We start from the raw sequence: 17,590 nt of genomic DNA on the forward strand, positions 1-17,590 counted from the left end.
TGGATATAACCGCTGGGGAGAGAGAGTAGAAATTTATAAAGAGGAAAGGGCGCTTCGTGCAAACCATTGACTAAATCAATCAACTCCAGGGAGGGGCGTACTATATTGATATTTAAGCCCCAAGGGGCTTATACCGTAAATATCGATATAGTACGCCCCTCCCAAAGTAAAGATTGCATTTAGTGAAGCATGTATAGTCAGAATACCTGAATGACGAAACATCATTCATCTCCATGAAGGAGCGCAAGTGCAATCAATTCCTCTTTATAAAGATCTTTTTCTAATGAGCCAGCAAGTTATATAATAATTTCAAAAACAAAAATTATTTGCATGAAATTATTTTGCAGCATATGCTTTTCTCAGTGCTAACATATGTTTGCACGGTCCTTTGTAAAGTTTGTTCTGACGATAGAAATCGCAATCGCATTGTGCGTTGGTCATTCTTTCATCGCCATCTATTGTCATTACAGGATGGTATGCACGATTAGCCGTTACCGTTCCTTTCAGTTGTGTACCTGATCCTATAATTTCTGCAGCACTGAACTTCACACGATTTTCTCTGACAAGGACTTCCGCCTGTTCTTCTTCAGGACTGCTGAAACGCAGCAGTTCCATTGGCAGGGGCTCCCGACTCAATTCCCGGAGTCGGTATAATCCTGTATGCAGATCGTAAATTACTTTACCAGCCTGTGTGAATAATCCCAGTGCACCCAGTACTGTAGCGCTGTTCAGACCAGTTGCATGTGCAAGCTCCTGACCGGAGCTCATCCACTTTGACTTCAAGGCATTGTACACTTTGTGCTTCTCTCCTTCTGAAACTTCTGCTCTTGGCGCCATGAGGTCAAATTGTCCAGCTCTGGACCAATCGTTCGCAGTCCATCCGGAAAGACCTAAAGTGAACTGCATATCGCCCAGGTCTGCAACATAAAACGAAGGCAAGCCGGTGCCCATCAGGTGAACGGTGAATTTCTTTGCAATAGGGATAAGACGTTCCAGTATTAAGAGTCTGCGTCTGCCCCATATACGAATTTCGCGCGCCTGATTTCCGGTATATAACGATCTCGCACATACGATTTCTTTATTCCACGGTTCAAACACTGCTCTGACAGGTTTTCCTGGCTCCAGGATGAACCGAATGGAGCGAGGTCCTTTCTTTTCTTTGAAGCGACGCAACCAGGAACAGAAATTGTAAACATCCATCGGATGGAGATCGAAAGTGCTGGCAGGCAACGTCATCGCGGAGCTTACCTGCAGAAAACCTCTTACCCAGCTATCTGGCAAGTCAATTTTCACTTCATGATACAGTTCTTCCTGGCTTGTTTGCACCTGGAACCCTCCTGGATCTATGCGGAAATCGGTTTCTTTATAGTCTCGTATTTTCTGGAATTCATCGTACAGTGCGGCGGAATAATCAATGTTGGTCGTACCGCATTCAAATTCATTGATTTCGCGAAACACATTATAATTGGCACTCAGTTTACCATAAGTAGATTCATCCTGACTGAAACATTCGAAGAACACTTCATCCGGATGCACGCTGATCACTGGGTCCAATACAAACCAGGCATCTTTGTCTTTCTCATAGAGATAATCAAAGTACTGACGTTTCGCTTTATTAAAAGGGCCCATCACTTTATCCTTCTCATCTCTTACCAGGCGCAGGGAGGTTTCCAGCTCTTTAATGCGATCGTTGGCGGCATCAACATCATAGTTGTTCATGTATTGTGCCAGCCACAATGATTCCTGTTGTGCTGCCCACTCTTTATAGGCGGTTTTATCTTTCGGTTTGAAGCGCAGATCAGAAACTACCACATCGTGGAGGGAAGAAATGGCTTCACGGAAAGCGATTTTCTTATTCAGTTTACCTACAAAGAAAGTAGGTTCCCGGTGCGTATCCGGCGCAAAGGAGATACCGGAGCTGCCGGCATCGCTGAACACCTGAGAGTTACCGCTATATCTATAGTTGAATAACATAAATGGCTAAACGATTTTTATTGCAGGCGTACTGCGGGTTCAACAAATTGGATAGGCAATGCTACCTCATACTGCTGGCTGATACTGCGCATCATACTGATACATCTGGCCTTATCTCCAATGGCAACTGTTGCAGAAATATCTGCGATGATCGTACCGATGAAGGTAGCGGCCTCTTTGGATTTCAGCGCTTCTGTTTCCAGGAAGGTAAAGATGCGCTCTTTGGCTACCCTTGCCTTATTGACGCGGGTGAGTACAGAGCGGAAATAATGTTCCATGGACTGGATATATTCCAGATTACCGGAAGCATAATTTGTCAGATAGCCAGTGGCAAAAGTTTGCATAGCCGTGCTAGGATGCTGGCTCAGTTTCAATAAGTACTGCGGACCATCTTCTGATTTAAAGAAACGCATCAGCAGCTCTCTTCCAAAGCGCTGAATATCCGGACGCACGCTGTCGGCAAGCGCTATCAGGCTTTCCGGACTCCAGTCTGCCTCCTGGAAAACAGATCCGAAGTACTGAATGGCAAACTGGCGGGTATCATCCCATTTGCTGTCCAGCAAGGCTACTGCCCCATCCTTCTCTGCACGGATGCGGGATTCATTTTCCCGATAATAACGCCAGCACCATTCTCTTGCCTGCAACAATTCATGTGCACCAGTGGCAATAATCTGTTTGATGGTAAGCGTATCGGCAGGGATATATTTTTCCAATACGACCAGGCCAAATTCCTGTGCCGGGCGATAATTGGCATAAAGTAATCGTAATGCAGTGGCGGTATCTACATCATGGAGATAGCCGACCAGCTCTGTACTCAGCAAATTTGCGATATCCTCATGCATGCCTTCGGATTTTTCCGTGCGCATCAGCATAGGCACCAGTTCATTTACCAGCCATATAGCCAGACGCTCATCAAGCGGGATAAGACGTTTCACCAACTGCGCAGATTGTCTTCTGACACCTTTAAAGGAGGCCGAACAGCAGAAAAGAATAAATGCTGGTCTGCGCAGCAATTCTTCATCTGTCATCCTGCGGATCAACGCAAAACCGGCATCTCTTAACGGGCCATATTCGCTTTCCAGCAGCTTTTCCAGCATTTCGCCAGACAGTACATCAAAGTTGAACGTATCCGTTTTGAGCAACAGTAATCTCACCGCAAACGCCTGTACCGCTACTATATCTCTTGACATGAGGTCGTTGATTACCTGCATATCCATCTCTTTCAGTGTAGCCGTGCAGTATAGTTCTATCATACGGCAGGCTTCTGTAATCACATGATTGGCCGCATCGTTGGGGGCCTCCACCACCATCAGCCAGGAAGTAGCTTTACCGGCCAGTACTTGCGACTGCGCGAACGTCATTTCTTCTGGCGGATAAACTTCCGTCAGGAATTTACGTACTTCATCATATGGAGAGAAGATGAGATCCAGCAAGAACCCAGCATCTGTCAGCAACTGGTTCTTCCCTTCTTTAATCCATTGCAATGCCTGCTCCCTTACTTGTTGCTGTGGACAAAGCGACATCGCTTTCAGCAGTTTATGGGAAGGAGCAGCTGGGTTATATTTTTCTCTCGCCAGTTCAAGGCCGAACAATGGAGGGATAGTAAGTCGGTTAAAGAGGAAAGCGATAATAATATCCTCGTCAATTTTTGCTTTGATTTCTTCAAAGCGTTCATGCGCTTTCAATTGTTCAAGGGCAAATGCATGGACTTGTTCCATTTGTCCGCCAATAAGCAACTGAATAAACGCTTCCGGCAACTGTTTCCAGAGATGTAAGTATGGTACATCTGACTGCACTTCTGGTTGACTGTCTGGTTGATATTCTCCTGGCTGCGGGGTCAGGTGTTTATCTGTATTCAGCCAACTGAAGAGTTTCTTCATTAGATTTCCGCTGGCTTTCTTTTCCAGATCCGGATTAGGTTGTGCCCTGCGTGTATTCGTGTCCGTGGTTTCTTTCGGCTTGAACATCCATTCTTCTCTACCATTGATGTATTGCAGATCTGGAGCGTTCCCACGGATAATATAGTTCAGGAAAACGGCTTTGGAGTTTTCCGGATATTGCTTGTCGACAGTAGTGTATCTGTTATTAACGTACTGGTATACCCTTTCCTGGTAGGCGTTCGAGGCATCTACTTCCTGTGCATGCTGCAGCAGTAAGGCGGTGGAGAAGCGAACGTAATGATCATCGCCATCCTGGCCTAATTGCTTCAGGCGGCGGAGTACTCTGCGGGTAAAGTACCGGCGCGTTTTATGAGAGAATGCAATGCGACTACCTGGTTTTTTGATTTCGGAATGTGCCTTAACAAAGTCCTGTAGTTCCGGGATATAGATTTCCGGCTGCCAGCCTTCTTCCGGCTTTGGCGGCATACTGAACATTGGCTTTGAAAGGAACATACGTTTTGCCAGTAACGCTACCACGATATGGTCGTCTTTCATTTCCGCCTGTTTATAGATATGGCGGATATGCTGGAACCAGGATGGACGCAATGGCAGTTGTGCCAGCAATGGCAACAATGCCTGGCGTATTACTGGGTAAGCGCCAGACAACAGGTATAAATCTTCCAGTACAGTGTATTGTGGGAGGACCTGCTGCATGATATGGTTTACCATAATGCTGTGCAGGTCGCGGGGTACTTGTCTGTCGACCGAGAAGCGGATCACATCCGGCAGTCCATTATAATATGGCTGGAGGAAAGCGCCCAGTTCTTCTTCCGGCAGCAGCATGGAGATACCGTTGGCGGCCAGCATGCGGATGTTCAGCGGATAAGCGCTGTTTTCTGCATAGGCTTTCAGGGCAGGGATGGCGGTCGGATCGCCGGCGCGGCTCATTGCCCAGATGGCAGCATAGCGTTGGATCGCATCTTTGCGATCTCCCTGACGGATAATATAAGGAGCAGCTTCCCGGATTTTCAGTTGTCCGGCTCTCCAGATAACGCGGGATGTTTTCCAGGCATTTTTGCCGCCTGGTTTGCCCTGAAGACGTTTCAGAATCGCTTTGTGACGGGGGTTAAGCACCTCTGCCATGGTATCATCGCTCACTGATTCCATTTGTACCTGGGCGGCCGACTCCTGTTCTCCGATGTATCCTTTGCTGCGTTTTTCTTTCTCCAGTGCATCGAATATGGTTGTCGCGCTAGCCAGGGGTACGGGGCTGGCAGTTTTGGTTCCCTCTTTCAGGTTGGCTCCTCGTTTACCGTATCGAAAGTTGACAAGGTATTGATCCGGCCCTACTTCACACAAGTCGATTTCATAGGTCTTGTCTGAGTTCCCTTCCCTAAAGAAGAGCTTCACATTCCTGACGAATTTCATGAGTTAACTAATTAGGATGGCTAAGCTAGTAAATTATCAGGTGATTAGAGATGAATTATGCATTTTTATTTTAATATATATAGTATTTTTTTACCATATGGTAGTATTGGGGAGACATGATCTGGTCTGGGGTTTTGGGGTTCAACTTATCATGGGGGCATAAATAGCGAAGGGCCGGATGTACTCCGGCCCCTCTTTGTTGTAACCTTCATGCAACAAACATGAAGAATTCTTATGTATAGTTACACGTTAAAGCGGAAGTGCATTACATCACCATCAGCAACGATATACTCTTTACCTTCAATTCTGAGGCGACCGTTATCGCGGGCAGCGGTTTCGGAGCCAAATTTCACGTAGTCATCATAAGCGATTACTTCTGCTTTGATGAAACCTTTTTCGAAGTCGGTATGGATAACGCTGGCTGCCTGTGGCGCTTTCCAGCCCTGGTGGATAGTCCAGGCACGAACTTCCTGCACGCCGGCAGTGAAGTAAGTGATCAGCTGGAGCAGATCGTAAGCGGAACGGATTAAGCGGTTGAGGCCTGGTTCTGTAAGACTGTATTCAGAGAGGAACAGTTCTTTATCTGCCGGATCTTCCATTTCGGAGATTTGGGCTTCGATAGAGTTGTTCATGATGATTACCTGAGCGCCTTCTTCTTTAGCCGCAACAGCGAGGGCTTCGGAGAATTTGTTACCGGTATGGATGGAAGCCTCGTCTACGTTGGCTACATACAGAACTGGTTTGGCGGTCAGCAGGAAGAGGTCGGCAATTGCCACGCTGTCTTCCTTGCTCAGGTTCAGTTCACGGATGTTACGACCCTGTTCCAGGTGTTCCTGGCATTGTTTCAGGATTTCGTACTCTCTTTTCGCTTTTGGATCACCGCCGGTTTTAGCCATTTTCTCTGTACGGGAGATTTTCTTCTCTACGCTTTCGAGATCTTTCAGCTGTAATTCGGTATCGATGATGCCTTTATCGCCCACCGGGTGGATGGGACCTTCATCACGGAGGATATTATCGTCTTCAAAGCAGCGGATTACGTGTACGATTGCATCCACTTCGCGGATATTGGCCAGGAACTTGTTTCCCAGACCTTCGCCTTTGCTGGCGCCTTTTACCAGACCGGCGATATCCACAAACTCAATGGTAGTAGGTACTACTCGGTTAGGTTTAACCAGCTCTTCCAGTTTCATCAGGCGGGCATCCGGTACGTCCACGAGACCCACGTTTGGTTCAATAGTACAGAAACGGTAGTTGCTGGCTTGCGCTTTAGCGCTGTTACTCACCGCGTTAAACAAAGTTGATTTTCCGACATTCGGCAGTCCTACGATTCCTACTTGCAAAGCCATTTAAAAAAAATTTGCGCAAAGATAGTGTTTTGTTTCTTACTCTCAAAGGGTTATAAAGCCTTAACAGCTTTGGCGGATAGAAACAAAAAAGTATCTTCACGCATTAAACATTTGAAAACTCATGGCTTTAAACTATGTCTGGCTGGCATTTTTCCTTATTTCTTTTGTAGTTGCCCTGTTCAAGACCTTTATCCTGCAGGATACCACGGTATTTGGAGCAGTAATGAACTCTATGCTGACCAACGCCAAGGCGGGAGCTGAAATTTCTCTGGGCCTGGCAGGTATAATGACCTTCTGGCTGGGGATTATGCGTGTAGGAGAAGCCGGCGGAATGATTCAGCGGTTTTCCAACTTTGTGAATCCTTTCTTTTCGAAATTATTCCCGGATGTGCCTAAAGGGCACCCTGCAATGGGTTCCATGCTGATGAACTTCTCCGCAAGTATGCTGGGAATGGACAATGCGGCCACCCCTATGGGCCTGAAAGCCATGAAGGAATTGCAGGAGCTGAACCCTAAACCGGAGGAAGCCAGCAATCCCCAGATAATGTTCCTGGTGCTAAATACAGCAGGGGTAATATTGATCCCTACTTCCGTGATTGCGTTGCGACTATCTGCTCATGCCGCCAATCCTGCTGATGTATTCATCCCTATCCTGATTTCGACGTTTATAGCGTTTATAGCCGGGATGATTACCGTATCTATCTATCAGAAAATCAACCTGTTTAAATTACCTGTTTTGATATTTCTGGCAGGATTCGCCCTGTTATTAACCGGACTTTATTACTGGGTGAAAACAATGCCGCCTGATCAGATCGGACCTCGTACGGCGAGCCTTGGCGGCGGTATTATCTTCGCCATCGTCGTGTCTTTCTTAGCAGCCGGCATTTTCAAAAAGATCAATGTATATGATGTATTTATAGAAGGCGCTAAAGAGGGTTTCCAGATTTCTGTAAGAATCATTCCTTATCTGGTGGGCATCCTGGTAGCTATCGGCGCTTTCCGTGCCACCGGTTGTATGGACTATGTGGTCAATGGAATCGGCAGCCTCTTTGCCGCCATGGGATGCAATACCGATTTCGTACCTGCGTTACCGGTAGCCTTTATGAAACCGCTCAGTGGTAGTGGCTCCCGAGCCCTCATGGTGGAAATCCTGGAACATAATGGTCCCGATTCCTTTGCCGGCCGTATCGCCAGCATCATCCAAGGCACGACCGAAACTACCTTCTATATCCTGGCAGTGTACTTCGGCTCCGTGAACATCAAAAAAACGCGGTATGCCCTCACGGCAGGACTGATAGCCGATTTCTGTGGGATCGTGTCGGCTATTGTGCTGGGGTACTTGTTCTTTCATCAGTAACGCGAATTTTTTTGCTCGCAGAGCAGCATAAGCAGCAAAGCAGCAATGAGTTGTGTTGTGGTGTTTTGTCGTTTTTTTCTCGCAAAGGCGCAAAGAGGCAAAGGATTATGTTTTGCTGTTTGATTGTCTGGAGATAAATAGCCCGCAAAGGTCTTGAAGTACTGTTCCTCTACTTGAAATGGTATTTCTAGTATGGAATGTAAGTACCCTGAAGAGCTTTGCGGGCTTGATAAACAACACAACATCATCCTTGGTCCCTTTGCGCCTTTGCGTGAAACCTCAAACGCCCATCTCCGACACAATTCTTTGCTGCTCTGCTGCTTACGCTGCTTTGCGTGAAATTCTGACCGCAAAGGTCTTGAAGTACTGCCCCTCGATTTGAAAGAATTTTTCTAGTAAGGAGTGTTAGTACCCTGGAGGGCTTTGCGGGCTTAATAAACAACATAATCCTTTGCCTCTTTGCGCCTTTGCGTGAAACCTCAAACGCCCATCTCCGACACAATTCTTTGCTGCTCTGCTGCTTACGACGCTTTGCGTGAAATTCTGACCGCAAAGGTCTTGAGGTACTGCTCCTCTATTTGAAAGAATTTTTCTAGTAAGGAGTGTTAGTACCCGGGAGGGCTTTGCGGGCTTAATAAACAACACAACATAATCCTTTGTCCCTTTGCGCCTTTGCGAGAAAAAACGACAAAACTCCACAACACAATTCTTTGCTGCTCTGCTGCTTACGCTGCTTTGCGAGAAAAAAAGAAGAGCTGACCGGTGGTCAGCTCTTCGTATATCTGTAAGCCTTATCAGCTCATTTTACTTCATTGATGATCTTGTTGACTTCCCGGATAAATTCGGCGGAGTTACTCGGACTGATGACCCATTTGGTAGTAGCGGATTCTATCAGTACCATATGCACACTGTTGGTACACCAACGCTGATAATCACCCAGCTCCACTGATCTGTAAGCACCCAGATAACCAAATACGCCCCCACTGGCAAATACTCTCGCACTCTGACCCAGCTCCTCTTCTTCAATGCTACGTAAACGCACTACCTCTTCGAGGGGAATGGTAATGGTACGTAAATGACCTTTGATAATGATACTGGTAGCAGTTAGCACATAATATCGCGGACTATAACACCATGCCAGCGCCAACGCCGGAATCAGTATAAACAACATAATGGTGGTAGCCATGGAAGAATTGGAAACTGCTGTGGCCTGTCGAAACCCGATCAGTATTACCAGGATAATTAAAAGATGGGTTGTGATCTTTGAAGCTTTATCCTGTTCCGCAGCGTATTGCATAGTCTGTTCTTTTAATTACAAGAAGAAAGATAGAAAATAAATTTTATATACTATCATACTTACCCGTTTTTTCTTCCATAGTCACATCCTCATCCTTTCTTATCTGCATTTTTATATACACCAGCAACTGAGATGCACCTGCTTTAAAACATACTTCCTGCGCTTTGCGTACTACTTCCATGAGTTCTTCATAAGTACCTTCCATCACGGTTTCAAAAGGACATACCCTGTATTTTACACCGGATTCCTTAATCACTGCTATCGCTTCATCCACTACGGCATATACCTGCTCAGAAGGCACGGAAGGAAGGATCTGAAGGGCTAAATTAATGGTCTTGCTCATCTTTAAATCTTTTACTTTTCTATTGATTATTAAATATTTACAAACTTTTAATTAAAGCTTAGAATTAATACAAATCACTATAAAAGTAATACAACCTACCTGAAAATGAATGTAAAAGATCGGATTATAGTTAAAGTAATAGTTTCAACAATAACATTCATCTTACTACAAATCAAACATTTATATTCAATAAATTATTTCTTAACTTCTACCACTTTATACAAATCATTTCGTATATCCTTCATCGTTTGTACACTCCCAAAAGCATGCAGTTCCTTCAGTAAAACCAGGTCTACATCCGCAATCACCACCATCTCTGTATTGGGTGTGGCATCTGCTTTAATACCTGTTACCGGAAACTGAAAATCGCTCGGCGTAAGTACACAACTTTGTGCATACTGTAGGTCCATATTATTCACTTTAGGGAGGTTCCCAATACATCCGGCAATAGCTACGTAACATTCATTTTCAATGGCTCTTGCCTGTGCACAAAAGCGTACCCGGTTGAAAGCATGTTGCGTATCCGTCATGAAAGGCACAAAGAGTATCTGCATTCCCTGCTGTGCCAGAATCCGGGAAGGCTCCGGAAATTCCACATCATAACATATCTGGATGCCTATTTTACCACAGTCAGTATCAAAGACTTTTATCTCACTCCCCCCTTTAATTCCCCAGGCATATACCTCACTGGGCGTGGGATGAATTTTCGTATATTCTTCATGGGTACCATCGCGGCGACAGAGATAAGAGATATTGTACAACAGTTCGTTGATGACAATAGGCATGCTACCGCAGATGACATTCACATTGTAAGACACCGCCAACTGCTGCATGGCTTCGCGGATCTGCTCTGTATATCTCGCTACCCCCCGGATGGCGCCCGCCGGGTCCAGCTGATTGAATTCCGCCATTAGCGGTGCATTGAATAACTCCGGAAAGACCACAAAATCAGATCCATAGTCACTAACAGCATCAATGAAATACTCCACCTGCTGCAGGAAACCGTCCAGTCCCCCGTAATCCCGCATTTGCCATTGCACCAACCCTATCCGTACGGTGGATTTCGTGTTCCGAATATTATCCCTGTCTGGTTCATAGTAGATATTATACCATTTCAGCAAGGTGGCAAAGCCTTTACTGGCTTCATCTGTAGGCAGATAATTCCGGAGGATCTTCGTCACCTGGAAGTCGTTTGAAAACTGAAAGGTGAGCGTTGGATCGTATATTTCCTTATCCCGGACCTTCCGGATGTATTCTCTGGGCGTTAGTTTATCTGCATATTTTTCATAGTTGGGGATGCGGCCTCCTGCCACAATACCTTCCAGGTTCAGTTGTTCACAGAGATTCTTGCGGGCGTCGTAGAGTCGGCGTGCAAGTCGCTGCCCCCTGAAATCAGGATGCACGAAGACTTCAATCCCATACAACACATCGCCTTTAGGATTATGGGTATTGAAGGTATAGTAACCGGTGATCTGTTCGTAGGTATGATCGTCCCCGAACTTATTGTAATCCACGATGATAGAGAGGGCGCAGCCTACTACCCGGTCGTTCACGGTAACGGCTATCTGCCCTTCCGGAAATATGTTGATCAGATGACGGATCGTCGGTTCCCGCCAGTAGCTGCCGATCATGTCGGCGTATGCAGATACCATGGACTCTTTGAGGTCAAAGTAATCTTCCGCAGTGAGATTTCTGATTTCTACGATATCGGACATAAATCAAGAGATTGTACTTCATATAAGTTAACATTTTTCCCGCAAAGAGGTTTAGGATGAATTTTAGGGGAGACAGCCAACTCTCGGGGAAATTTATTTACTTTACACTCCGCTGATTTTATCCATCCATCCTGGGAAAAAACCTGTATCTATCATTTAATATCAGCACTTATGCCTGTTCATGACCGGGATATTGTCATTGTTGGCCTGCAGCCATGGTACACCCCTATAGGAAGTAACTGTAAAAATATAGCCCTGGAATTTTCCAAACACAACCGGGTATTGTATATCAATGCTCCGTTGGATCGTAAAACAATCCTGACAGAGCACGCAGATCCTAATATCCTCCATCATAAAGAGTTATTAAAAAAAGGGCAGGATGCCCTGGTGCAGATCAATCCCAATATGTGGAATTACTTTCCGCTGACGGTAATGGAATCTGTTAACTGGATGCCTTCTACAGGACTTTTCCGGGTATTCAATCAGTTGAACAACAGGCGTTTCGCCAAGGCTATTCAAAAGGCCGTCCGCCAGCTGGGCTTCCGGAATATCATCCTCTTCAACGACAATGATATTTTCCGGGGCTTCCATCTGAAGGAGCTGTTACAACCGGAAGTATACATTTATTATAGCCGGGATTACCTGCTGGCCGTAGATTACTGGAAAAAACATGGACAGACCATAGAACCATTGCACATCGCCAAGGCCGACATCGGCGTAGCCAATTCAAAATATCTGGCCGACCGGCTGAAATCGTATAACCCTAACAGTTATTATATAGGTCAGGGTTGCGAGTTATCTCTTTTTGACCCCGAGCAGGAATATCCGCGTCCGGAGGATATGCCCAAAGGAGGACGCCCGGTAATTGGCTATGTGGGTGCGCTGACGAGTCTGCGGTTGGACATCTCCCTGATTACTGCTATGGCTACACGAAAACAGGAATGGGATTTTGTGCTGGTAGGCCCAGAAGATGAAGACTTCCAAACTTCCGCCCTGCATGGATTAACCAATGTTCATTTCCTGGGACGTAAACAGATGCAGGAGCTACCAGCTTATGTACAACATTTTGATGTCTGTATGAATCCGCAGTTAGTGAATGAAATGACAGTCGGCAATTACCCTTTGAAGGTGGATGAATACCTGGCCATGGGAAAACCTGTACTGGCTACGACTACCCCTACGATGGAATTATTCCGGGATTACGTGTATCTCGGAACCGGGGCCGACGATTATATCCTGTCTGCCGAAAAAGCGCTGGCAGAAACAGGTACTGGGATAGCCGCTGACCGGAGGAGGTTTGCATTATCCCATACCTGGGAGAATTCCGTTGCCGGTATTTATGCAGCCATTGAAAATTTTGAGCGACAAAAAGCCCGCATGCAATAAAGAATGCGCGGGGGTTGCTACAAACAGATGGCGTCAGAACTTCATCACTCTGCCGGTCCATCTAAAATTCCCTTCACCACGGAGCTCCACCATGTGGATACCATTGGCCAGACTGCTCAGGTCCAGATCGATGTAAGTGTTACCGTTCACAGTATAAGTGTACCTGGATTCTGCCAGACCTCTTATATCGTAAATGGTTACACGTAGATTATGGACATCTGATTTTCGCACTTCTAACCGGAGATTGCCACGGGTTGGATTCGGGTAATATTTTACTGCAATACCGTCATTGGGCATATGATCATTAGGATCAACGACCACCACTTTTTTGGTGGCGGTGGCGGAGAGCCCATCATTATCTGTGATTAGCAATTTAAAATTATAGACACCCGGAGGCATATTGATGGCTGTCGCGACAGCCGTTCCTCCATTTTCCAGGAATATGCCGGGGCCAGATAACTGGGACCATGCCCAGGAAACGATTGTTCCATCCGGATCTGTACTGGCGGAAGCATTCAGTTTTACCTTATTGACAGGCAGCAGAATGGTATCTGGCGCATTGATAACGGCAACAGGCGGCTTTTTATCTATCGGCGCATCTTGTACGGTTACCTGTATATTGGCGCTGGCTGAGAGTCCACCGTTATCTGTAACGGTTAACCGGAACGCATATACGCCTTTTATCAATCCGGAGGCCGTCGTTTTCGCAGCGGTGGCCGCGGAGAAAGCAGCCGTATTGGGACCGCTCACCTGGGTCCATTTCCAGGTAGCAATCGTACCATCCGGATCTGAGGAGGCGGAACCATCCAGAGTGGCGGCATTCACAGGCAGCGTGATGATTTGGTCTGCGCCGACATTGGCGACTGGCGGTTTATTGACAGGAGCATCCTGCACGGTGACCTGTACATTGGCGGTAGCAGTGAGTCCGCCGTTATCGGTAACCGTTAACTGGAACGAATACACGCCTTTGACCAGATTGGTCAGGGCAGTTTTGGCGGAACCGGGGCTACTGATGCCGGCGGTATTTGGGCCGGATACCTGGGTCCATTTATACGTAGTAATAGTTCCGTCCGGATCTGAGGAGGCGGAGCCGTCCAGTTGAGCCGTAGCGGGGAGGGTAATCGTAAAGTTACTGCCAGCATTGGCTACCGGCGGTTTATTGACAGCAGCATCCTGAACGGTGACCTGTACATTAGCGGTGGCGGTGAGTCCGCCGTTATCGGTCACCGTTAACTGGAACGTATATACGCCTTTTACCAGATTGGTCAGGGCAGTTTTGGCGGAACCGGGGCTACTGATGCCGGCGGTATTAGGGCCGGATACCTGGGTCCATTTATACGTAGTAATAGTTCCGTCCGGATCTGAGGAGGCGGAGCCGTCCAGTTGAGCTGTAGCCGGAAGTGTGATGGTTATATTACTCCCTGCATTGGCGACTGGCGGCTTGTTGGTGACAGGCCCGTTGCGATTGATGGTGCTGTATTGCAGCATCCACTCGTAAACGTTCATGCCATTTTCCCGGTAGTTAGGATCGTATGCTTTACTCCAGGCATCATGACCATTCGCATTAAAGATGGTCAGTTTCATCTGGGGATTACATTTCGGAGTATATGCATTCACGAGGTCCTGCCAGTTTTGGGAGGAAGATACCGGTACTGTAGGGTCGCCGGAGTTATGGAGTGCCCAGATAGGTACATTGTTGGCTGCCAGCGTAATAGGCGCATAAGGCATGGGGGTACGTAATGGGCCGGGATCGTAGGCGCCGCAAATAGGAACCATGGCTGCGGTGCGGTTAGCGCAATAATTTGCGGCACTGCAATAGCCCCATATTTCTCCGCCTCCTCTGCTCAACCCAGTGAAGTACACCCGGTTAGTATCTACCCGGTAATTCTTAAAACAATAATTGATGATGGAATCAAGGTCTCGGATGTTGGGTGGCGGACCTTTCATCTGCGGACATATCACAATGAAAGAATAGGTATTGCCATTGACAGTGAAGGTAGCCGGAAAGGTTCCCTGGTTAATCAGCTTGGGCGGCCCATTGGCGATAACTCTCCATATATCGTTGATACCGTCGCCCTCCTCTCCCAGTCCATGGAAGAATAACAATAGCGGATATTTCTTATTGGAGGTAGCATAATCCTGCGGTAAGGATTCCAGTAAACCCGCGGGGTTGAAGAGGCCCGTAACTTTTGCAGTTAACTTCCCCTGCTGTGCCACTGCCGTAGGAGTAGCAAATATCATCCAGCACCACATTCCAACGGCAATCACAATTTTCAATCTCTTATTGAAATAATTGAGGTCGTTCATATAAGATTGGTAAAGTTTTCCCAGATATGTAGATGGTTTTTCAGTATGTACAACTATCGATTATACGCAACAAAGAAAGTATAATTTCTCAAACAAATAGTAAAATTTTTTTATATATATGCCCAAAATTAATAAAGCATATTTTTTTAATATATTCAATGATTACAAAATCAACATATTACATTAATATTTTATTAGTTTTAAAATTCATCTATTTTTTAAAAAAAATTGTATCTTGTGGCCAACTCCAACTATATCCTGTTCAAAAAAGCCTCCGTTATATTTATTATCCCGGATCTGCGACATAGCCATTGGTATGTCTGTTTGGATCTGTAACATAAAACTTAGTATGGGTTTCAGGCTGTTGACTGTTGTCAGGAATCATCATTTTCAATCATTGTTGGGGAATGTCATTTCTGCCTTCTTTAATGTACTTTCATTTGCGCTGTTGGTAAGAACCTTGCCGGAGAGTGATTTCGGGGAATGGGTATTATTCATTGCTACTTTTAATATTTTAGAACAGATCAGAACAGGATTATTGCAGTCTGGTCTGATAAAATTCTATGCTGGTACAGAAGAGGAAACAGCCCGTAGGGTATGTGGAGCCGCCTGGTACATTGCCTTATTACTTACAGCAGGATTCCTGATTATAAATTTTTTAGTATTCGCTACCATGTGGTCTCATTTTAATGCCACCTGGCATTTCTTTGGCATACATCTGGGGCTATTACTAGTATTGAGTTTACCTTTCAACTTCGCCAGTTGGTTGTTGCAGGCAAAACATCAGTTTGACCGTATAGTACAATTACGCCTCCTTCAAAACAGCACCTTCCTGGCATTGCTGGTAATACTGCATTTCGGCGGACAGACGTCTCTCCAAACCATCTTATACGCTTATGCTGCCGCACTGCTGGTAACCAGCGTATACAGTATGATATTGGGTTGGACTTCCCTGCGCTCTTTATTCTTCAAAAAGATGGAAGATGTAAAGGCGCTTTTCGTATATGGGCGACTGATAGTGGGCAGTATGGTGGCGTCTAGCTTCATTCCTTATTCTGATAATTTCTTTATTCGTACCCTGATCAATCCGAATGCAGTAGCTATTTACAGCATTCCGCAGAAATTCATGGAAGTCATAGAAATTATACTGCGCAGTTTTGCCGCCACGGCACAACCTACCTTATCCGCCGCAGCAAATAAAAATGATATGCAGGCAGTTGCCCGCACTTTTTGCAGGTATACCGGCGCGATCACCTTCCTGATATTACCTTTCATTATTGGATTGATTGTCTTTGTACAACCGCTCATTATCATATTGGCCAAGAAGAATTATCTGGGCGCCACTCCTATCGTATTAATTTTCCTTTTCTCTGCCATCCTTTACCCAATGGATCGTTTCATTGGCGTTACACTGGATATGATCAACAAACCACAGGTAAACTTTTATAAGAACCTGTTGAAAGTGAGTATCAATATTGGCGGAGATCTGCTGTTTATCTGGCTGTTCATGGATTTGAGAGCCGTAGCAGCAGTATCTTTTCTGAACCTGGTGGCCGGTATTATTTTCGGATATATTTGTCTGAAGAGATACCTGGATATAACGGTGAAGGATATACTGAAACAGGGATGGGGAGAGATCATGATAATGTTAGAAAAATTACCTGCAAAATTACAACTGGTTAAAAAATAAATTGTGTCATGCGACTTGCATTTATCATCCTTGCCCATAAAAACCCTGATCAATTATTACAATTGCTGCAGCGATTATCGCACCCCTCCGTCGATTGTTATGTACATCTCGACGCAAAAGCTGATATCGCGGCCTATCATGCATCTACGCAGTTGAGCCAGGTCTATTTTGTACCAGCCAGGGTAAAAGTGAACTGGGCTGGTTTCAGTATAGTACGCGCTACTTTGAATGGCATGGAAGTAGCTTTGAGCAGCAGGCGTAAATATGTAAATATTTGTTTGCTGAGTGGCATGGATTATCCCCTTCGTCCGATTGCAGAAATTATTGAATTTTTCACGATACATCAGGGCAAAGAGTTCCTGGATATCATGCCGGAGCAGGAAGTGCTGGATACGATCTCCAAACTGGATCAATATCATTATGAAGATTTTCACTTCCGGGGTAAATATTTTATGACCCGATGGGTAAACCGATTGATGCCGGTACGTAAATTACCGCTGGGATATAAGCACTGGGGCGGTTCTGCCTGGTGGAGCTTAAGTGAGGAATGCGTCAGATATTGCCTGGACTTTGTGCAGGCCCATCCTAACTTTCTGACTTATTATAAGTATACCTGGGGTGGAGATGAGTTTATTTTCCAGACGATTATTATGAATTCACCGGAATGGAAATCGAAAGTAGTTCGGGATAACTTAAGATATATTGACTGGTCTGCCAAAAAGCCTTCGCCTAAAACACTGATGCCAGAAGATGTACCCAACATGGTAGCTTCCGGAAAATTCTTTGCCAGGAAGTTTGACATTACGCAATCGCCGGATATTCTGCAACAGGTGGATCAACGAATAGCCCTGATGGGACAATTATAAT

11 protein-coding genes are annotated in these 17,590 nt (G+C 45.7%); 4 read left to right on the forward strand and 7 right to left on the reverse strand.

Going from position 1 to position 17,590, the window contains the following annotated elements:
- Positions 1 to 336: 336 nt before the first annotated feature.
- The 3 genes from CLV59_RS15445 to ychF all read right to left on the reverse strand — a co-directional run bounded on the left by CLV59_RS15445 (position 337) and on the right by ychF (position 6,628).
- Entirely contained in the window at positions 337 to 1,974 is a 1,638-nt protein-coding gene (locus CLV59_RS15445; RefSeq protein WP_111592964.1) for an SWIM zinc finger family protein, read from the reverse strand.
- Between the two features lie 17 nt (positions 1,975 to 1,991).
- Entirely contained in the window at positions 1,992 to 5,282 is a 3,291-nt protein-coding gene (locus CLV59_RS15450) for a hypothetical protein (RefSeq protein ID WP_111592965.1), read from the reverse strand.
- A 242-nt stretch (positions 5,283 to 5,524) separates the two neighbouring features.
- Positions 5,525 to 6,628, reverse strand: a complete 1,104-nt coding sequence (gene ychF / locus CLV59_RS15455; RefSeq protein WP_111592966.1) for a redox-regulated ATPase YchF — start codon at positions 6,626 to 6,628, stop codon at positions 5,525 to 5,527.
- A 121-nt stretch (positions 6,629 to 6,749) separates the two neighbouring features.
- Between ychF and CLV59_RS15460 the strand changes: the two genes are divergently transcribed.
- Entirely contained in the window at positions 6,750 to 7,985 is a 1,236-nt protein-coding gene (locus CLV59_RS15460; protein ID WP_111592967.1) for a nucleoside recognition domain-containing protein, read from the forward strand.
- Positions 7,986 to 8,784: 799 nt separating this feature from the next.
- Here the strand turns inward: CLV59_RS15460 and CLV59_RS15465 are convergent.
- The 3 genes from CLV59_RS15465 to CLV59_RS15475 form a co-directional block, all read right to left on the reverse strand.
- Positions 8,785 to 9,282 carry a PH domain-containing protein gene (locus CLV59_RS15465; protein ID WP_111592968.1) on the reverse strand — a complete coding sequence of 166 codons (498 nt, stop codon included), beginning with the start codon at positions 9,280 to 9,282 and terminating at the stop codon, positions 8,785 to 8,787.
- Between the two features lie 43 nt (positions 9,283 to 9,325).
- Complete coding sequence (locus CLV59_RS15470) at positions 9,326 to 9,625, reverse strand: thiamine-binding protein (RefSeq protein WP_111592969.1); 300 nt, start codon at positions 9,623 to 9,625, stop codon at positions 9,326 to 9,328.
- A gap of 194 nt (positions 9,626 to 9,819) precedes the next feature.
- Entirely contained in the window at positions 9,820 to 11,340 is a 1,521-nt protein-coding gene (locus tag CLV59_RS15475; protein ID WP_111592970.1) for a bifunctional GNAT family N-acetyltransferase/carbon-nitrogen hydrolase family protein, read from the reverse strand.
- 171 nt (positions 11,341 to 11,511) lie between these two features.
- Between CLV59_RS15475 and CLV59_RS15480 the strand changes: the two genes are divergently transcribed.
- A complete protein-coding gene (locus CLV59_RS15480) occupies positions 11,512 to 12,726 on the forward strand; it encodes a glycosyltransferase (protein WP_111592971.1) in 1,215 nt (404 codons plus the stop codon).
- A gap of 33 nt (positions 12,727 to 12,759) precedes the next feature.
- On the opposite strand, the gene CLV59_RS15485 is transcribed toward CLV59_RS15480, so the two are convergent.
- Entirely contained in the window at positions 12,760 to 15,033 is a 2,274-nt protein-coding gene (locus tag CLV59_RS15485; RefSeq protein WP_111592972.1) for a PKD domain-containing protein, read from the reverse strand.
- A gap of 349 nt (positions 15,034 to 15,382) precedes the next feature.
- Between CLV59_RS15485 and CLV59_RS15490 the strand changes: the two genes are divergently transcribed.
- Positions 15,383 to 16,723, forward strand: coding sequence for a lipopolysaccharide biosynthesis protein (locus CLV59_RS15490; RefSeq protein ID WP_170137774.1), 1,341 nt, complete (start codon positions 15,383 to 15,385; stop codon positions 16,721 to 16,723).
- A gap of 8 nt (positions 16,724 to 16,731) precedes the next feature.
- On the forward strand, positions 16,732 to 17,589 hold the full coding sequence (locus CLV59_RS15495) for a beta-1,6-N-acetylglucosaminyltransferase (RefSeq protein WP_111592974.1): 858 nt from the start codon (positions 16,732 to 16,734) through the stop codon (positions 17,587 to 17,589).
- The last annotated feature ends 1 nt before the right edge of the window (position 17,590 follow it).

The sequence above is a fragment of the Chitinophaga dinghuensis genome, assembly GCF_003259435.1.
Lineage (GTDB): Bacteria > Bacteroidota > Bacteroidia > Chitinophagales > Chitinophagaceae > Chitinophaga > Chitinophaga dinghuensis.

Bases quoted from the DNA above. Each gene is read 5' to 3' on its own strand.
- CLV59_RS15445 (WP_111592964.1), bottom strand. From the start codon at position 1,974: ATGTTATTCAACTATAGATATAGCGGTAACTCTCAGGTGTTCAGCGAT.
- CLV59_RS15450 (WP_111592965.1), bottom strand. From the start codon at position 5,282: ATGAAATTCGTCAGGAATGTGAAGCTCTTCTTTAGGGAAGGGAACTCA.
- ychF (WP_111592966.1), bottom strand. From the start codon at position 6,628: ATGGCTTTGCAAGTAGGAATCGTAGGACTGCCGAATGTCGGAAAATCA.
- CLV59_RS15460 (WP_111592967.1), top strand. From the start codon at position 6,750: ATGGCTTTAAACTATGTCTGGCTGGCATTTTTCCTTATTTCTTTTGTA.
- CLV59_RS15465 (WP_111592968.1), bottom strand. From the start codon at position 9,282: ATGCAATACGCTGCGGAACAGGATAAAGCTTCAAAGATCACAACCCAT.
- CLV59_RS15470 (WP_111592969.1), bottom strand. From the start codon at position 9,625: ATGAGCAAGACCATTAATTTAGCCCTTCAGATCCTTCCTTCCGTGCCT.
- CLV59_RS15475 (WP_111592970.1), bottom strand. From the start codon at position 11,340: ATGTCCGATATCGTAGAAATCAGAAATCTCACTGCGGAAGATTACTTT.
- CLV59_RS15480 (WP_111592971.1), top strand. From the start codon at position 11,512: ATGCCTGTTCATGACCGGGATATTGTCATTGTTGGCCTGCAGCCATGG.
- CLV59_RS15485 (WP_111592972.1), bottom strand. From the start codon at position 15,033: ATGAACGACCTCAATTATTTCAATAAGAGATTGAAAATTGTGATTGCC.
- CLV59_RS15490 (WP_170137774.1), top strand. From the start codon at position 15,383: ATGGGTTTCAGGCTGTTGACTGTTGTCAGGAATCATCATTTTCAATCA.
- CLV59_RS15495 (WP_111592974.1), top strand. From the start codon at position 16,732: ATGCGACTTGCATTTATCATCCTTGCCCATAAAAACCCTGATCAATTA.